Origin of the sequence: Methylobacterium sp. 1973 (assembly GCF_040545035.1) — a bacterium.
GTDB classification, from domain to species: domain Bacteria; phylum Pseudomonadota; class Alphaproteobacteria; order Rhizobiales; family Beijerinckiaceae; genus Methylobacterium; species Methylobacterium fujisawaense.
Genome location: NZ_JBEPLA010000001.1, coordinates 789,677 through 805,842, shown reverse-complemented (window position 1 = coordinate 805,842; position 16,166 = coordinate 789,677). Strand labels below are relative to the sequence as shown.

At 71.3% G+C, this 16,166-nt stretch carries 13 protein-coding genes and 1 tRNA gene; 6 read left to right on the top strand and 8 right to left on the bottom strand.

Annotation, left to right across the window (positions count from 1 at the left end; genetic code table 11):
* Positions 1-60: 60 nt before the first annotated feature.
* Positions 61-984, bottom strand: a complete 924-nt coding sequence (locus ABIC70_RS03920; RefSeq protein ID WP_354438918.1) for a PhnA-like protein — start codon at positions 982-984, stop codon at positions 61-63.
* A gap of 195 nt (positions 985-1,179) precedes the next feature.
* Positions 1,180-2,640: a helix-turn-helix transcriptional regulator gene (locus tag ABIC70_RS03915; RefSeq protein ID WP_043759706.1), complete on the bottom strand. Its 1,461-nt coding sequence runs from the start codon at positions 2,638-2,640 to the stop codon at positions 1,180-1,182.
* A gap of 754 nt (positions 2,641-3,394) precedes the next feature.
* Here ABIC70_RS03915 and ABIC70_RS03910 point away from each other — a divergent pair.
* A complete protein-coding gene (locus tag ABIC70_RS03910) occupies positions 3,395-3,766 on the top strand; it encodes a hypothetical protein (RefSeq protein ID WP_043759707.1) in 372 nt (123 codons plus the stop codon).
* Between the two features lie 76 nt (positions 3,767-3,842).
* Here the strand turns inward: ABIC70_RS03910 and ABIC70_RS03905 are convergent, their stop codons facing one another.
* Together ABIC70_RS03905 and ABIC70_RS03900 are read right to left on the bottom strand one after the other, a co-directional pair.
* Positions 3,843-5,171, bottom strand: a complete 1,329-nt coding sequence (locus ABIC70_RS03905; RefSeq protein ID WP_354438917.1) for an alpha-amylase family protein — start codon at positions 5,169-5,171, stop codon at positions 3,843-3,845.
* A gap of 275 nt (positions 5,172-5,446) precedes the next feature.
* Positions 5,447-5,522 (bottom strand) — tRNA-Ala (locus ABIC70_RS03900).
* Between the two features lie 123 nt (positions 5,523-5,645).
* Here ABIC70_RS03900 and ABIC70_RS03895 point away from each other — a divergent pair.
* Entirely contained in the window at positions 5,646-5,948 is a 303-nt protein-coding gene (locus ABIC70_RS03895) for a YggT family protein (RefSeq protein WP_010684838.1), read from the top strand.
* Positions 5,949-5,960: 12 nt separating this feature from the next.
* Positions 5,961-7,004 carry a MaoC family dehydratase gene (locus tag ABIC70_RS03890; protein WP_354438916.1) on the top strand — a complete coding sequence of 348 codons (1,044 nt, stop codon included), beginning with the start codon at positions 5,961-5,963 and terminating at the stop codon, positions 7,002-7,004.
* A 60-nt stretch (positions 7,005-7,064) separates the two neighbouring features.
* Here ABIC70_RS03890 and ABIC70_RS03885 read toward each other — a convergent pair whose 3' ends face one another.
* The 4 genes from ABIC70_RS03885 to ABIC70_RS03870 form a co-directional block, all read right to left on the bottom strand.
* Positions 7,065-7,715 carry an outer membrane protein gene (locus tag ABIC70_RS03885; protein ID WP_182591459.1) on the bottom strand — a complete coding sequence of 217 codons (651 nt, stop codon included), beginning with the start codon at positions 7,713-7,715 and terminating at the stop codon, positions 7,065-7,067.
* An 88-nt stretch (positions 7,716-7,803) separates the two neighbouring features.
* Positions 7,804-9,156, bottom strand: a complete 1,353-nt coding sequence (locus ABIC70_RS03880) for an L-serine ammonia-lyase (RefSeq protein ID WP_043759710.1) — start codon at positions 9,154-9,156, stop codon at positions 7,804-7,806.
* 152 nt (positions 9,157-9,308) lie between these two features.
* A complete protein-coding gene (locus ABIC70_RS03875; protein ID WP_354438914.1) occupies positions 9,309-9,857 on the bottom strand; it encodes a formaldehyde-activating enzyme in 549 nt (182 codons plus the stop codon).
* Positions 9,858-10,149: 292 nt separating this feature from the next.
* Positions 10,150-10,710, bottom strand: coding sequence for a L,D-transpeptidase (locus tag ABIC70_RS03870; protein WP_043379390.1), 561 nt, complete (start codon positions 10,708-10,710; stop codon positions 10,150-10,152).
* Positions 10,711-10,917: 207 nt separating this feature from the next.
* Between ABIC70_RS03870 and ABIC70_RS03865 the strand changes: the two genes are divergently transcribed.
* The 3 genes from ABIC70_RS03865 (at position 10,918) to ABIC70_RS03855 (ending at position 15,945) form a co-directional block, all read left to right on the top strand.
* Positions 10,918-11,331 carry a hypothetical protein gene (locus tag ABIC70_RS03865; protein WP_043379479.1) on the top strand — a complete coding sequence of 138 codons (414 nt, stop codon included), beginning with the start codon at positions 10,918-10,920 and terminating at the stop codon, positions 11,329-11,331.
* Positions 11,332-11,500: 169 nt separating this feature from the next.
* Positions 11,501-12,769: an efflux RND transporter periplasmic adaptor subunit gene (locus ABIC70_RS03860; protein WP_051975938.1), complete on the top strand. Its 1,269-nt coding sequence runs from the start codon at positions 11,501-11,503 to the stop codon at positions 12,767-12,769.
* A 17-nt stretch (positions 12,770-12,786) separates the two neighbouring features.
* Complete coding sequence (locus ABIC70_RS03855) at positions 12,787-15,945, top strand: multidrug efflux RND transporter permease subunit (RefSeq protein ID WP_043379387.1); 3,159 nt, start codon at positions 12,787-12,789, stop codon at positions 15,943-15,945.
* Positions 15,946-16,166: the final 221 nt, after the last annotated feature.

The following is a 16,166-nucleotide window of genomic DNA, read 5'->3' as shown; positions in this document are numbered from 1 at the left end:
GCGCGTTCCGCCCGCCGGGGATGGGCGGCGCCCGCATGGAGGCGCGGGCGCCGAAGGCGGTCAGACGCGCCGGGTCTCGTAGGCGCCGAGCAGGGCCGCGGGCTTCGGCGCGCCCAGGCGGCCGCCGAGGAAGGCCGCCAGGGCCCCCAGGATCAGCGCCAGCGCCGCGTAGAAGGCGCCCTGCGTGGCCGCCGACTTGGCCGTCACGGCCGCGGCCTCGGCCTTCTGCTTGGCGGTGGCCACCGCCTGGTCGTACTGCGTCTCGTAGTCCTGGATCTGCTGGCGGGCCTGATCGACCGGGATGTTCTGCGCCTTGGCCAGGGCGTCGGCCGCGCGGGCCTCGGCCTGCTGCTTCTGCGACGCGTCACCCGTGAACAGCGCCTTGATCGCCGCCACCGCCGCGTCGCGGGCCGCCTGCGGGTCCTGGCCGGCGGTCTGCTGGCGGACCTTCTGCTCGATGCCGTCCAGCGGGTTCGAGATCTTCGCCAGCGACGGCGCCGTCGCCTGGGCCGCCGTCTGCACGGTGCCGCCCACGAGGGTGCCCGCGCCGCCGAGCGCGCCCGAGACGGTGCTCAGCGTGCCGCCGACCAGGCCGCTGGCGGCCGAGGTCAGCAGGTAGAGCACGACCAGCGTCGTCACCGCCCAGGACACGAGACCGTGCAGGGCGGCCGCGCCCGGCAGGGGCTTGCCCGAGAGCCGGCCCGCGATCAGGCCGCCGGCCAGCGAGGCGACGATGCCCGAGGCCACGAACCAGATGCCGGCGCCCATCGAGGCGGTGGAGGCCGACGGGTTGTCGGCCGCCGTCGTGCCCACCGAGGCCAGGCCCACCCCGACGCCGACGAGGTTCACGATCACCTGGGTGACCAGGGCGGTGACGGCGCCGGCGAAGATCGCTCCCCAGGACACTTGGTTGAGCAGGACGGCGCGCGTGTCGGCGTGCGCGTCCGGCGCGAGGGGCGTTGCTACGGTCTGGATGGTGGTCACGCTGTCACTCCGGTAGTGGTGGTCGTCGTGGGGCGTCGCAAGGGGGGGGCGCCGGTGGGGGCCTCGCGGTGGGGCGGCGCCGGCGAGGGGGCTCAGTCGCGGGCGCCTCGTCCCGCGCGGAAGAACTCTGGCCGCGCGGAAGATGAGGGCGGACATCGCCCGATCAATGGTCCGTCCATACCGGTACGGCGGTATTCATCCGTCAGGCCTGCTCAGCGGAAAGCCGTTCTCGCGCCCCCACACCACCGCCTCGCTGCGCTTGTGGATGCCGATCTTGCGGTACAAGGCGGCGCCGTGATTGCGCACCGTGTTGCGCGACAGGCCGAGCTTGCGCGCGATCGCGTCGTCGCCGAGCCCCGAGCAGATCAGGTTGAGGATCTGGCGCTCGCGCACCGTCAGGTTCGGCGCCGCCCCCTCGGCGGCCTCCCGGCCGGGGCGGCGCAGGGTCGCGAGCTTCTCGATCAGCCCGCGGCTGAACCACGACGTGTCGGCCATCACGGTCTCGATCGCGTCGAACAGCTCCCGCTCGGTGTGCTTGCGCTCGGTGATGTCCTGCAGGACCAACAGGGCGAACTCGGCATCGTTGATGGTCACGCGCTCGGCCGAGACCAGGCAGTCGAGATTCGTCCCGCTCTCGTGGCGCAGGCACACCTCGACCCCGAGGACGTAGCCGTGCCGGTCGAGGGCGGCCTCGACCTGCAGGCGCTGCTTGTCGGCGACCCACAGCCCGGCCTCGTCGAGGCTGCGCCCGACGATCCGGTCCTCGCCGTGGCCGAAGACCCGGCTGAACGCCTCGTTGATGCCGGTGACCTGGAACGTGTCCGCCCGCACCAGCACGGTCGGCACCGGCGTCATCCGGAACGCCTTGGCGAAGCGCTCCTCGCTCTGGCGCAAGGCCGTCTCGGCCTTCCGGCGCAGTTCGAGGTCGGCGAAGGTGAACAGCATGCACGGCTCGTCGCCCATCGCGATCGGCTGGCCGGCGACGATCACGAACCGGCTGCCGCCGTCGGGCAGGTCGAGGCAGGCCTCCATCTGGGGGATCGTGCCGCCGGACTCGAGGCGCGCGACGGCGAGGTCGCGGTTGCGGGCGCCGGCCAGGACGTCGACCTCGTAGACGCTGCGGCCGATCACGGCGTCGCGGGTGAAGCCGGTCATCTCCAGGAAGCCGGTGTTGACCTTGACGTGGCGCAGGTCGGACAGCCGGGTGATCACCGCCGGGGCCGGGTTGGCGTTGAAGGTCCGCTCGAACCGCTCCTCGGCCTCGAACTGGTCGGAGACGTCCTTGAGGATCAGCGCGAGGCAGCTCGGCTTGCCGTCGCGGTCCGTGGCCACGAGGCTGCGCAGCGAGTGGACGAAATCCATCTCGGGCTTGTCGGCCCGGCGCACCTCGACCACGACATCGTGGAAGCGCTCACCGGCGACGACGCGCTCGATCGGATACTGGTTGGGCGCGACGTTGTTGCGGTAGCGCAGGCAGAACCGGTCCCGGTACGCGTCCACGGTCGGCCCGAGCTCGTCGAGGCTCTCGGCGCCGTGCATCGCCAGGGCGGCGGCGTTGGCGTACGCGATGGTCTGGTCGGGCTCGACCAGGATCACGCCCTCGCTCAGGCCGGCGATGATCTGCCGGAGTTCGTGCCTGTCGACGCCCGCCGTCACCGCTCTCGCACCCCATGCCGCGCTCGCCGCCCCTCCGGCAGCCGGGCACAAACGGGTTGCGCACAAGCAGGTTCCCTCACCTAAGTTATTTTCTTGGTATACACGCATCATCGACGCGGGCGTTTTGAGCCAAGGATTGATGCTCGGCCCGTCGAGGCGTTGTCTCGCGCAGATCGCCGACGAACCGCCCAACAGACCTGGGCGTGCCGAACGTGCGGATATCGACCGAACACCGGGCCAGAAGCTCCGGGGCCGGTGCGACCCCGGGGCGGATCTTCGCGACCACTGTTTAGAAGTTGCAGAAGTCGATGCCGCATCGCGTCCGGGGCACCGGCCGGCCCGTCTGCCGGCCGTGTCGGGCACCGTGGGCCCGCCGGTCGCCGGCCGCGCCGCCTGGGCGACGGGCCTTCGCGGAACTCCCCCTGACGGGAGCGGTCGCGCGTCCGGATCGGCGGCGTGAAAAAAGCGCGCCGTACTGGTACAAATCTCTCATTTGAAAGAACGTGTTAGGGGCCATATCGGGGCTGCGGGACGTGCCGTGGGGGCCCAGGCTTCCACGGCGTCCCACCCCTTTGTCGAGGTTGTGCCGGGCGGATGGCCCTCTTGTCCGGCACGGCCGCGAGGCCGGACGCCCGCGCCACTCCGGGCGCGCGTCCGGCCCGTTGCCCTTTCAGGCCCGCACCCGATCGGCCCTGTCGATGATCCGGCCGCGGATGAACCGCGCCCGCGCTTCGAAATCACCACAGAGGAGACGATGACCCGACTTCGTGCTGCACTGCTCGCGCCCGCCCTGTTCCTCGCCGTCGGCGCTCCGACGGGAGCCTACGCGGCCAATCGGTTCGATGGAGCCTGGTCGGTCATAGCCACCGCGGAGAGCGGGAGCTGCACGGGGCCTTACAGCTACCCGATCGTCATCCGGGACGGGACCGTGGACGATGCCGGCGGCAACGGCGTCGACGCGTCCGGCCGGGCGGGCGCGGACGGCCGGATCACCGGCACGATCCGCAAGGGGCTCGCCAGCGTCCTGGTCTCGGGCCGTCTGCGCGGATCCGCCGGAACCGGCCGCTGGACCCTGTCGGGGCTCGGCGCCTGTGCGGGCCGCTGGACCGCGCGCCGCACGGGGTAGGGCACGGGGTAGGGCAGGGCCGCGACCGGCGGCCCTGCGGGCCCCGGCCGATCCGTCGCGGGCCGACCCGCGACGGTCAGGCAACCAGGATGGCCCAGCCGTGGGGCGGAAGGGTCACCCGGGCGCTCGGGCCGCCGGCTTCCGCGAGATCGCCTTGGCCGGCCTCGATCGCCCGCGCATCCGGGACCGGCAGCGGCACGGCCGCGTCGGCGAGGTTCAGGGCCAGCAGGACGCGCGCGGCGCCGTCGCCCAGCACGACCACGATCTGCTCGTTGGCGAGGTGCAGGGTCCGCGTCCGCGCGCGGTGCAGCCCGGCATGACGGCGCCGCAGCGCAATGAGGTCCCGGTGCAGCCGGTAGATCGGCCAGCCGTACGGGGCGAGATCCGCGGGCGTCGGCGGGAAGGCCGGCCGGATCGCGTCGTCGCCGCCGACCCGCTCCTCCTTCACGCCGCGGAAGGCCTGCTCGTCGCCGGCATAGATCGAGGGCGTTCCGCCGCAGGTCAGTAGGATCGCCAGGGCGTGCGGCAGGTGCCGGTCGTCCGTGAGCCGGCTGGCGATCCGCGTCACGTCGTGGTTGCCCACGAAGGTCAGGGGCGCGAACGTGTCGAGGCAGCCGTTGTGCCGGTCCAAGGCGTGGGCCAACTCGAACAGGTTGCGATCGTTGAGGGCGCTCCAGATCGCCTTCCACAGCTCGTACTGGGTCACCGCATCCATGCCGGTGTCCCGCACGAAGCGGGCGTAGTCGCCGTGGATCACCTCGCCGACGATGTAGGCCTCCGGGTGGGCGATGCGGACCTGCCGCAGCACCCGCGCCCAGAAGTGCGGGGGAACCGCGTAGGCCGCGTCGAGCCGCCAGCCATCGGCGCCGCGGGCGATCCAATGGTCCATGACGGCGGCGACATGGTCGGCGACCTGCGGCGCGTCGTGATTGAGCGTCACGAGTTGCCGATGGCCCTCGAAGCAGGCGTAGTCCGGCTCGATGCCCGGGCCGGAGCCCCGCGGCCAGGACAGCCTGAACCAGTTGGCCTGCCGGGCTTCGGGCCCGTTGCGCAGGACGTCCTGGAAGGCGGGATGGGCCCACCCGACATGGTTGAACACCCCGTCGAGCAGGACGCGGAGGCCGCGGGCACGGGCCGCGGCGATCAGCGCGTCGAAATCGGCCTCATCGCCCAGGCGCGGATCGATCCGGAAAGGGTCGATCGTGTCGTAGCCGTGCGTGGCGGCCGCGAAGATCGGCCCGAGCGCCAGCCCGGACACGCCGAGCTCCACCGCGTAGTCGAGCCAAGCCTGCAGGTGGGAGAGGCGGTGCACGACCGGTGCGGCCGGATCGGCCTGGTCGGGGGCGCCGACGAAGCCGAGGGGGAAGACCTGCCACCAGACTGTCTGTTCGATCCAGGGCGCCACCCGGCCTCCGCCTGTCGTCAATCGGGAGCGAACCCCGATCCGCCGCAATGGTTGCAGGGCCGCCGGTCCGGACGCGGCCGCGCGGCGTGAGACGGCCCGCGGTCGCCCATCCCTCCGCGCCCGCGGATCAGGCGCGGTCCGGGCGCCAGCAGGCTTGAGATCGGTGATCGGACAGGGGCGCAGGGCGCGAAAATCGCGGCTGGTTACCGCTAAGTCCTGGCTGCGACGGCGATATCGCCGCGTCGCCAGGATGCTGAATTGTCACCAGGAAGGCCTGGTGGAGCTGAGGGGATTCGAACCCCTGACCTCCGCAGTGCGATTGCGGCGCTCTCCCATCTGAGCTACAGCCCCGTCGAGGCGCCGGCCTTGTAGGCGCGGGCGGCTCAGCCTGTCAATTCCCTGTTTCAACGTCGCCCGCCGCGCGCCGCTCCGGCGCTGGGGTGCGGGCGCCCCGAGGATAGCGCGCGGACCTGCATGAACGCCCTGATCTGGCTCTTCGACACGGTCGTCCAGCTTTTCATCTATGTCCTCATCGCAAGCGCGGTTCTCAGCTGGCTGGTGGCGTTCAACGTGGTGAACGTGCGCAACCCGATCGTCGCGCAGATCGGCGAGGTGCTCTACCGGCTGACCGAGCCGGTGCTGCGGCCGATCCGCAACCTGCTGCCCAATCTCGGCGGCGTCGACATCTCGCCGATCATCCTGATCCTGCTGCTGCTGTTCATCAGCCGCCTGCTGCACGAGTACGCCGTGCCCGCAACCTACGTTTACGCGCAGTAGGACCGAACGCCCGTGAAGACGAATCCCGGCCGCTTCTTCGAGGATTTCCGCCTCGGCGAGACCATCCGCCACGCCACCCCGCGCACCGTGACGGTGGGCGACGTGGCGCTCTACACCGGCCTCTACGGGCCGCGCTTCGCCGTGCAGTCGTCGGACGCCTTCGCCCGGGCCATCGGCTACCCGAAGAGCCCGCTCGACGACCTGCTCACCTTCCACATGGTGTTCGGCAAGACCGTCCCGGACGTCTCGCTGAACGCGCTGGCCAATCTCGGCTACGCGGAGGGCGGGTTCCGGCGGCCGGTCTATCCGGGCGAGACGCTGTCCACCGTGTCGGAGGTGATCGGCCTCAAGGAGAGCTCGAACCGCCAGACCGGCGTGGTCTATGTCCGCTCGGTGGGCTCCGACGAGCGCGGCGAGACCGTGCTGAGCTATTGCCGCTGGGTCCTCGTGCGCAAGCGCGACCCCGAGGCGGCCATCGCCGAGGAGCACGTGCCGAGCCTCGCCAAGGTGGTCGACCCGCAGGATCTCGCGGGCGCCCTGCCGAAGCTCTCGGCCGCCGCCTACGACACCGACCTCGCCGGCAGCCCGCACCGCTTCGCGGATTACGCGGTCGGTGAGAAGATCGACCACGTCGACGGCATGACCGTCGAGGAGGCCGAGCACCAGATCGCCACGCGCCTGTTCCAGAACACCGCCAAGGTGCATTTCGACGGGCTGGCCGCCAAGGACACCCGGTTCGGCCGGCGCCTGATCTACGGCGGCCACGTCATCTCGCTCGCCCGGGCGCTGAGCTTCAACGGGCTCGGCAACGCCTTCGCCCTCGCGGGCATCAATGCCGGCCGCCACGTGGCACCGCTGTTTGCCGGCGACACGGTCTATGCCTGGAGCGAGGTGCTGGCCACAGCCGATGTCGGCCGCAACGATGTCGGGCTCCTGCGCCTGCGGACGGTCGCCACCAAGAATCAGTCTTGCGGCGCCTTCCCGGACCGCGCGGGCGACGGCTACGACCCGGCGGTGATTCTCGACCTCGACTACTGGGCCTTCGTCCCGAAGTAGGGGGCCGATCAGGGGGCCGCCTCCCGGCACCGCCGGGCGGCGGTGCCGGGAGAGACCGCCTCAGCGGATCCCGCCGCCGACCACGCCCGCCTCGACCGCCAGCGAGAGGCGGTCCGTGACCGCCCACTCGACGCCGACGCCCGCGACCGGCCGCACCGCGATGTCCTGGCGCGTGAACGGCAGCGACCCCGGGGTCGGCCCGACGCGCAGCGTCTGGTGCAGGGCCAGGGCGCCGGTCTTGGCGTAGACCAGCACGTCCGGCGCGACGAGGGTGCCGACCTTCACCTCCAGGGACCCGGCGAAGTCGTTGGAATAGGCGAGCCGCCCGAAGCCTGGCGTGAGGGTGCCGTCGAGCCCGGCCAGGTAATCGAACCCGCCGCTGATGCCGTAGAGGATCGGGCCCTCCTGCCACATCCGGCCGCCCTCGAACCCGATCGTCGGGCCCGAATAACTGCCGAAATGCCGGGACGTGCTGACCGCGTAGCCGGTCGAGAGGCGCGCGTAGGAGCCGGTCCAGCGGCCATACGCGTCCTCGGGCATCTGCGGCCAGGCGAAGGAGGGCAGCGGCGCGAAGCCGATGGACGGCCAGAACGGCGCCTGGGCGGCGGCGGGACCCGCCGGGAGACACGCGGCCCCGAGCCCGAGACCGGCCCCGAGCGCGAGACCGGCCGCGAGGCGGCTGAACGGACGGGAATCGGCGCGTCTGATCATCCCGCCATCCTAGCCGAAGCTCCCCGCCCGCGACAGGCGGAACCCGCGCACCCGCGGGATCGTGCGCGGCGCGCCGGGGCCGGCGTGCTCAGCAGGCGGCGACGTTGACCGCGAGGCCGCCCAGGGAGGTTTCCTTGTACTTGGCCTGCATGTCGTGCCCGGTCTGGCGCATGGTCTCGATGACCTGGTCGAGGCTCACGAAATGCACCCCGTCACCGTGCAGCGCCAGGGAGGCGGCGGCCACCGCCTTGTTGGCGCCGAAGGCGTTGCGTTCGATGCAGGGGATCTGCACCAGGCCGCCGATCGGGTCGCAGGTCATGCCGAGATGGTGCTCCATGGCGATCTCGGCGGCGTTGGCCACCTGGGGCGGCTCGCCCCCGAGGATCGCGGCGAGGCCCGCCGCCGCCATGGCCGAGGCCGAGCCGACCTCGCCCTGGCACCCGACCTCGGCGCCCGAGATCGAGGCCCGGCGCTTGATCAGCCCGCCGATGGCCGCGGCGGTGAGGAGGTAGTCGCGGCCGCGCGACTCGCTCCAGCCGGGGCAGAAATCCACGATGTAGCGCAGCACCGCGGGGACGATCCCGGCCGCACCGTTGGTCGGCGCCGTGACGATGCGGCCGCCGGAGGCGTTCTCCTCGTTCACCGCCAGGGCGAACAGGCTGATCCAGTCCATGATCTCGTGGGCCGGACGGCTGTTGGACAGCCGGTTCGCTTCGAGCGTCGCGTGGAGCCGCTTGGCGCGCCGCCGCACCTTGAGGCCGCCCGGCAGCTCGCCGTCCATGCGCAGACCCCGGGCGATGCAGGCGAGCATGGCGTCGCGGATGGCATCGAGCCCGGCCTCGATCTCCGCGTCGGAGCGCAGGGCGCGCTCGTTGGCCATCTGGACCTGCGGAATCGTCAGGCCGGTCTCGGCGCAGGTCCGCAGGAGGTCGGCGCCGCTCTCGAACGGATACGGCAGCGCCACCGCGTCCAGGCCGGCGGTGCCGGGCTCGTCCTCTTCTTCCACGAAGCCGCCGCCCACGGAGTAGCAGACCACCTCGTCCAGAAGCCCGCCGGCAGGATCGTAGGCGCGAAAGCGCATGCCGTTGGTGTGGCGCGGCAGCACCTCGGTGAAGTTGAAGAGAAGGTCCCGCGTGCCATCGAAGGCAATGCCGGGCAGGCCGAGGGCGCCGGTCTCGGCGAGGGCCTGCGTGTAACCGGCCACGGCGTCGGGATCGACGGTGGCGGGCTCGTGCCCCAGGAGGCCGAGGTAGATCGCCACGTCGGTGCCGTGGCCGCGCCCGGTCCAGGCGAGGGAGCCGAAGATCTCCGCGCTCACCCGCGCGACGCCGGACCGGCCGGCGACGCGGTCGCGGAAGCGGCGCGCGGCGACCATCGGGCCGATCGTGTGCGAACTCGACGGGCCGATCCCGATCTTGAACAGATCGAAGGCGCTGATCATGGCGTGGCGTCTCTCCCTATCGGCCCGGGCCCCGGACGCGGCCCTGCAGGAAGCCGGCCATGCGGGTCCCGCAGGAACGCCCGCCGGGTCCGCGCCGCGGCCGCCGGCCGGGAGCCGACGGCGGGAGGCGTGATCGCGGCGCGGACGGGCGCTCAGATCTTCCCGTCGAGGCCCATCTGGTAGTACTTGTGCACGATCTTGTCCTGGTTCTCGAGGAGCCAGTCGATCGAGGGCTCGTTGGTCATGGCCTTGCGGATGGCCTCGGTCATGCCGCGGCGCTGGGTGTCGAACAGCGCCTTGTGGTCGACATGCTGCGCCTCGATGACGCCGGGGCTGAGCCAGACCGAGCAGATGATGCCGAGATCGTTGGCCTTGTGCTTGGGGATGTAGCCCGCCCGCACGGCGTCGAGGACGCCGTTGGCGATGGCGAACTGCACGGTGCCCATCAGGATCGAGGTGTACTTGCTCTCGGTGACGCTGACCTTGGACACGCAGAGCGTGACCGGGCGGACCATGATGTCGGTGTTCAGCAGGGCGAAGACGCGGCTGTGGCCGACGACCTGATCGCCGGTCAGCGTGGCGAGGGCGGTGCCGACCGGCCCGTCGAGTTCGCCGATGATGACCTCGGGCTCCGAGGCGGTGTTGGGCGGCCCGCCCGCCACCAGGGCCTCGCCGGCCCGCAGGATGATGCGTTCGTTCATGCTGTCCCTCGTGGAGATCGGGCGATCCGGCTCTGCCCGACGGCGCGGCTCCTATCACCGGCCCGCCGCGCCTGTCGACGCGGACCCGGCCGCAGCCGCAGCCGCAGCCGCAGCCGCAGCCGCAGCCGCGCCGATCCGGCCGCGCACGGCCTTGCGCGTTGCGGTCGGTCCGCGCGCCGCCCGGGGCCGCTCCGAGGCGCAGGGGAGAGGGCGACGCAGGGGAGAAGGCGACGCAGGGGAGAAGGCGACGCAGGGGGGGAGGGCGGCGGCCGGGCGCCGCCACCCGCCGCGATCAGTCGCGCACGACGACCTTGGTGCCGACCCGGACCCGGTCGTAGAGGTCGACCACGTCCTTGTTGGTCATGCGGATGCAGCCCGACGAGACCGCCGCCCCCATCGTCTCCGGCTCGTTCGAGCCGTGGATGCGGTAGAGCGAGGAGCCAAGATAGAGGGCGCGGGCGCCCAGCGGGTTGTCCTGGCCGCCGGCCATGTAGCGCGGCAGGTCCGGGCGGCGGGCCAGCATCTGCTGCGGCGGGCGCCAATCCGGCCATTCCTTCTTCATGGTGACGGTCTTGGTGCCCGACCACGAGAAGCCCTGCCGGCCGACGCCGACGCCGTAGCGGACCGCCGCGCCGCCGCCCAGCACGTAGTAGAGCCGGCGCTGGCGCGTCGAGACCACGATCGTCCCGGGCTTCTCCTTGCCGGTCCACGCCACGGTCTCGCGGGGGATCGCCTGGCTGCGGAAGACGTTGAGGAAGTCCGCGATGGGGCCCCTGTCCAGCGGGTTGGCCAGCGCGGGGGCGCTTCCAAGCAGCAACCCCGCGAGCCCGAGCAGCGCGATCCGTCTCGGCATGGTCTCCATCCTCCGTCCGTCGTGGCGCAGACCTTCGCGGTGCCCTGCGCGCATCGGGCGAGCCGGCCCGGACTTCACGGCAAGGTTGAGGCCGGGCCGTCGGGATGTGCACTTCCGGGCGTAGCTGTGTGCTGCATGCAACACTCCGCGGTCGCCGCGACGCCGTGGGTGATTGCGCCCGGCGACAGCCGTGCTTATCTCAGATCCGTGATCCGATCCGCCGCCCTTCTGGCCCGCCGTGTCGCGGCCTTGCCGGACCGCCTCGCCCGGGGCCTCGCCGTGCTGGCGCTGCTCGTCCTCGCGGCGGCCGCGATGGCCGCCGTGCCGGCACGGGCCCAATCCGCGCGGCCGGAGGGCCCGGCCTGCGCGATCACGAGCCCGCGCCTCTCGGTTCTGTCGGGCACGCCGGACGCGCAACCCGAGGCCAAGCGGTCCGTCTTCGGCCGCACCGATCTCTGCGCCGCCGACAGCGAGATCCTCACCGAACTGGGGCTGCCGCGCCCGCCGGTCGAGGCGCCGCGGCCCCGTCACACTCTTTCCGCATCGTTCGAATACAGGTCCGACATCCTGCCGGCTTCCGCGCCGGACGGTTCGCCGCACCGGCCTCCCCGCTTGGCCTGACGCGCGCCCCGGCCCTGGCGGCCGGCGAGGATGCGCGCCTGTCCTGATCTCCGTCCGACCGGCCTCGTGACCGGTCCCGAGATCTGCCACGACGATGCGCGGGTCCATGCTCCGCGCCAGCCTCAGCAGACGCATGTTTTCAGGAGCGTCGGAAATCGTGACCCGCACTCTGTCCGTCAGAACCTCATCCTCTCGCCGCCGTCCGGGCCGGGCCAGGACCGTCCTGCCCGCGGCCTTGCTTCTGCTCGGCCTCGCGGCCTGCAACCCGAAGCAGGTGGCCGCGCCGGCGCCGCCGGTGCCCGAGGTCGGCTTCGTCAAGGTCGAGCCCCAGGCGATCCCCTATCTCCGCGACCTGCCGGGCCGTGTCGCGCCCATGCGCATCGCCGAGGTCCGCTCCCGGGTCTCCGGGCTCGTGGTGAAGCGGCTCTTCGAGCAGGGCAGCCAGGTCAAGGAAGGCGACATCCTCTACAAGATCGACCCGGCGCCCTATCAGGTCGAGCTCGCCAGCGCCGAGGCGGCGCTCGCACGTCAGGAGGCCGCCCTCGTGCTGGCCCGGCAGCAGGCCGACCGGCTCGAGCAGCTGCTGACGCGGGCCACCGCCAGCCAGGCCCAGTACGATGCCGCCTTCGCGGCCAAGAAGCAGGCCGAGGCGGAGGTCGCCGGCGCCAAGGCGGCCCGCGACCGGGCGCAGCTCAACCTCGGCTGGACCGACGTGCGCGCGCCGATCACCGGCCGGATCGGCCGGGCGCTGCTCACCGAGGGCACCCTGATCGAGCCGGGCTCCACGGGGGCGCTCGCCACGATCCAGCAGCTCGACCCGATCTACGTCGACATCACCCAGTCGGTGGGCGAATTGAACCGCCTGCGCCGGGATCTCGCCAGCGGGGAGCTGGCGCGGCTGGAGGAGAACACCGCCAACGTTCACCTGATCATGGATGACGGCTCTCTCTACCCGCTGGCCGGCCGGCTCCTGTTCTCGGACGTCACCGCCGATCCGAGCACCGGCCAAGTGACCCTGCGGGTGCAGTTCCCCAACCCGCACGACGAGCTGTTTCCCGGCATGTACGTGCGGGCGCGGATCAAGCAGGGCATCGATTCCGACGCCATCGCGGTGCCGCAGCAGGCGATCCAGCGCACCGACGACGGCCGCGCCGAGGTCTGGGTGGTGCGCGCCGACGAGACGGTCATGCGCCAGCCCGTCGAGGTCGGGCCGGTGGTCGGGCAGAACTGGCTGATCCGCTCGGGGCTGAAGGCCGGCGAGCGGGTCGTGATCGACGGCTTCCAGAAGATCACCGTCGGCGCCAAGGTGAAGCCCCGCGACCAGACGCCGGTCCACGGCGAGACCGGTCCGAAGCACGATACCGACGAGGCCCCCGACGCCTCGGGTGACAAGGCGGAGGTCGCGCCGCGGGCCGCCGCCGTCCAGCCGCGCCACTGAGCCGGGAGAGCCCGATCATGGCACGCTTCTTCATCGACCGGCCGGTCTTCGCCTGGGTCGTGGCCCTGTTCATCTGCCTGGGCGGGGCCCTCGCCATCCCGAACCTGCCGGTGGCGCAGTACCCGGTGATCGCCCCGCCCTCCATCGCCCTGTCCACGGCCTATCCGGGGGCCTCGGTGGAGAGCCTCTACATCGGCACCACCCGGCTCATCGAGGATGAGCTGAACGGCGCGGCCAACATCATGAGCTTCGAGTCGACCACCGACTCGTTCGGCTCGGTGAACATCACCGCCACGTTCCAGCCCGGCACCGACCCGTCGCTCGCCTCCGTGGAGGTCCAGAACCGGCTGAAGCGCGTCGAGGCGCGCCTTCCGGCGGAGGTGCGCCAGCAGGGCATCCTGGTGGAGGAGGCCTCGGCCGCGACCCTCAACATCATCACCCTCGTCTCCAAGGACGGGTCGATGGACGAGGTGGGCTTGGGCGACTTCCTGATCCGCAACGTCATCAACGAGATCCGGCGCATCCCCGGCGTCGGCCGCGCGACGCTCTACTCCACGGAGCGGTCGCTGCGCGTCTGGGTCGATCCCGACAAGCTGCGCGGCCTCTCGCTCAGCGCCTCGGACGTCACCGAGGCGATCCGCAACCAGAACGTCCAGGTCGCGTCCGGGGCGGTCGGCGCCCAGCCGAGCCCGACCCGGCAATCGCTGACCATGCCGATCATCGTGAAGGGCCAGCTCGGCACCATCGAGGAGTTCGGCGCGGTCGTGCTGCGGGCCAATCCCGACGGCTCGAACGTGCGCCTGCGCGACGTCGCCCGGATCGAACTCGGCGGCGACGCCTACCAGTTCTCCACCCGCCTGAACGGCGGCCCCGCCGCCGGCATCTCGGTGACGCTCGCCCCCGACGGCAACGCCCTCGAGACGGCCCGGGCGATCCGCGCCAAGATGGTGGAGCTGTCCCAGTTCTTCCCGCCGGACCTGAAGTGGGACATCCCCTACGACATCACCCCGGCGGTGGAAGCCTCCATCGAGAAGGTGCTGCACACGCTGGTCGAGGCGGTGGTGCTGGTCTTCCTGGTGATGTTCCTGTTCCTGCAGAACATCCGCTACACCCTGATCCCCACCATCGTGGTGCCGATCGCCCTCATGGGCACCGTCACGGTGATGTGGATCTCGGGCTTCTCGGTGAACGTGCTCACCATGTTCGGCATGGTGCTGGCCATCGGCATCCTGGTCGATGACGCCATCGTGGTGGTGGAGAACGTCGAGCGGATCATGAACGAGGAGGGGCTGCCCCCCAAGGAGGCCACCAAGAAGGCCATGGGGCAGATCACCGGGGCGATCATCGGCATCACCCTGGTGCTGATGGCCGTGTTCATCCCGATGGCGTTCTTCCCCGGCTCGGTGGGCATCATCTACCGGCAGTTCTCGATCGCGATGGTGACCTCCATCGCCTTCTCGGCGCTGCTCGCCCTGTCGCTGACGCCGGCCCTCTGCGCGACCTTCCTGAAGCCGATCGAGAAGGGCCACGGCCACGCCAAGGGCGGCGTGTTCGGAATGTTCAACCGGTTCGTCGACCGTGAGACCGCCCGCTACGGCCGCGGCACCCAGTGGTTCATCCGGAAATCCGGCCGGGTGATGCTGGTCTACCTCGCGCTGGTCGCCGGCACCGCCTACGCCTTCGTGAACCTGCCGGAGGGCTTCCTGCCGGTGGAGGATCAGGGCTTCTTCACGGTCGACATCCAGACGCCGCCGGGCGCCTCCTACAACCGCACCCAGGAGGCGGTCCGCAAGGTCGAGGAGCACCTGCTGGCCCAGCCCGGCGTCGCCACCGTGACCATGCTCAACGGCTTCTCCTTCTCGGGCCAGGCCCCGAGCACCAGCCAGGCCTTCGTCACCCTCAAGCCCTGGTCCGAGCGCGACGCCAAGAACTCGGCCGCCGCCCTCGTCGCCGGCACCAACGCGGCGCTCGCCAATTACCGCGACGCCACGGTGGACGCCCAGGAACCGCCGCCCGTGGACAATCTCGGCAACGCGGCGGGCTTCTCGTTCCGCCTGCAGGACCGGGCCAACCGCGGCTACGCGGCCCTGCTCTCGGCCCAGGAGCAGCTGCTCAAGCTCGCGCAGCAGAGCCCGATCCTCCAGAAGGTGAAGATCGAGGGCCTGCCGCCGACCCCGCAGGCGGAGCTGGTGATCGACCGCGAGAAGGCCGCGGCCCTGGGCGTGAAGTTCGAGGACATCAACGCCACGATCCAGCTCAACCTCGGCTCGGTCTATCCGAACGACTTCCCCAACCGGGGCAAGATGCAGCGTGTCTACGTGCAGGCCGAGCAGCTCCAGCGCATGAACGCGTCGGACATCCTCAACTACGCGGTCAAGAACGCCGGCGGCACGATGGTGCCGATGTCGTCCTTCGCGGAGCTGAAATGGGGCATGGGGCCGAGCCAGATCGTCGGCTTCAACGGCTACCAGTCGGTGCGCTTCACCGGCGAGCCGAACCCCGGCTACACGTCGGGCGACGCCATCGCCGAGATGGAGCGGCTGATGCTCCAGCTGCCGAAGGGCTTCGGCTACGCCTGGACCGGCCAGTCCTACCAGGAGAAGCAGGCCGGCAGCCAGGCGAGCCTGCTGCTCGCCCTCTCGGTGCTGATCGTGTTCCTGTGCCTCGCCGCGCTCTACGAGAGCTGGGCGATCCCGGTCTCGGTCATGCTGGTGATCCCGCTCGGCGTGATCGGATCCGTGGCGGCCGTCTACCTGCGCGGCATGCCCAACGACGTGTACTTCAAGATCGGGTTGATCACGATCATCGGCCTCTCGGCCAAGAACGCCATCCTGATCGTGGAATTCGCCAAGGACCTCTGGAAGCCCGGAACCTCGGTGATCCGGGCGGCGGTGGACGCCGCCACGCTCCGGTTCCGGCCGATCGTGATGACCTCGCTGGCCTTCATCTTCGGCGTGGTGCCGCTGGCCATCGCCACCGGCGCCGCCTCGAAGAGCCAGCAGGCGATCGGCACCGGCGTGATGGGCGGCATGATCACCGCCACCGTGCTGGCGGTGTTCTTCGTGCCGGTCTTCTTCGTCGTCGTCATGCGCCTGTTCCGGCGCAAGGCGGTGGCGGAGGGCGAGCGGGCGGACGCGGAGACGCGGCACGAGCCGGCGCGGGTGGCGGCCGAGTAGGCCGGCGCGCTCGCGCCCCGGCCCATGCAAGGCGCGACGCGCCCCCTCTCCCGCACGGGGGAGGAGGCGCGCGCTTCCATGCGCGAGGGCCGTCCCGGTCCCGCCTGCCGCGCGATGGCGGCGCCTCGGCCGTCGATCGAGGACGATAGGAGGCGGGAAAAACGCGTTCGGGCGGCCGAATAATGTCACTCACCCGCGACAGCCTCGGCCGCCGCCTTGTA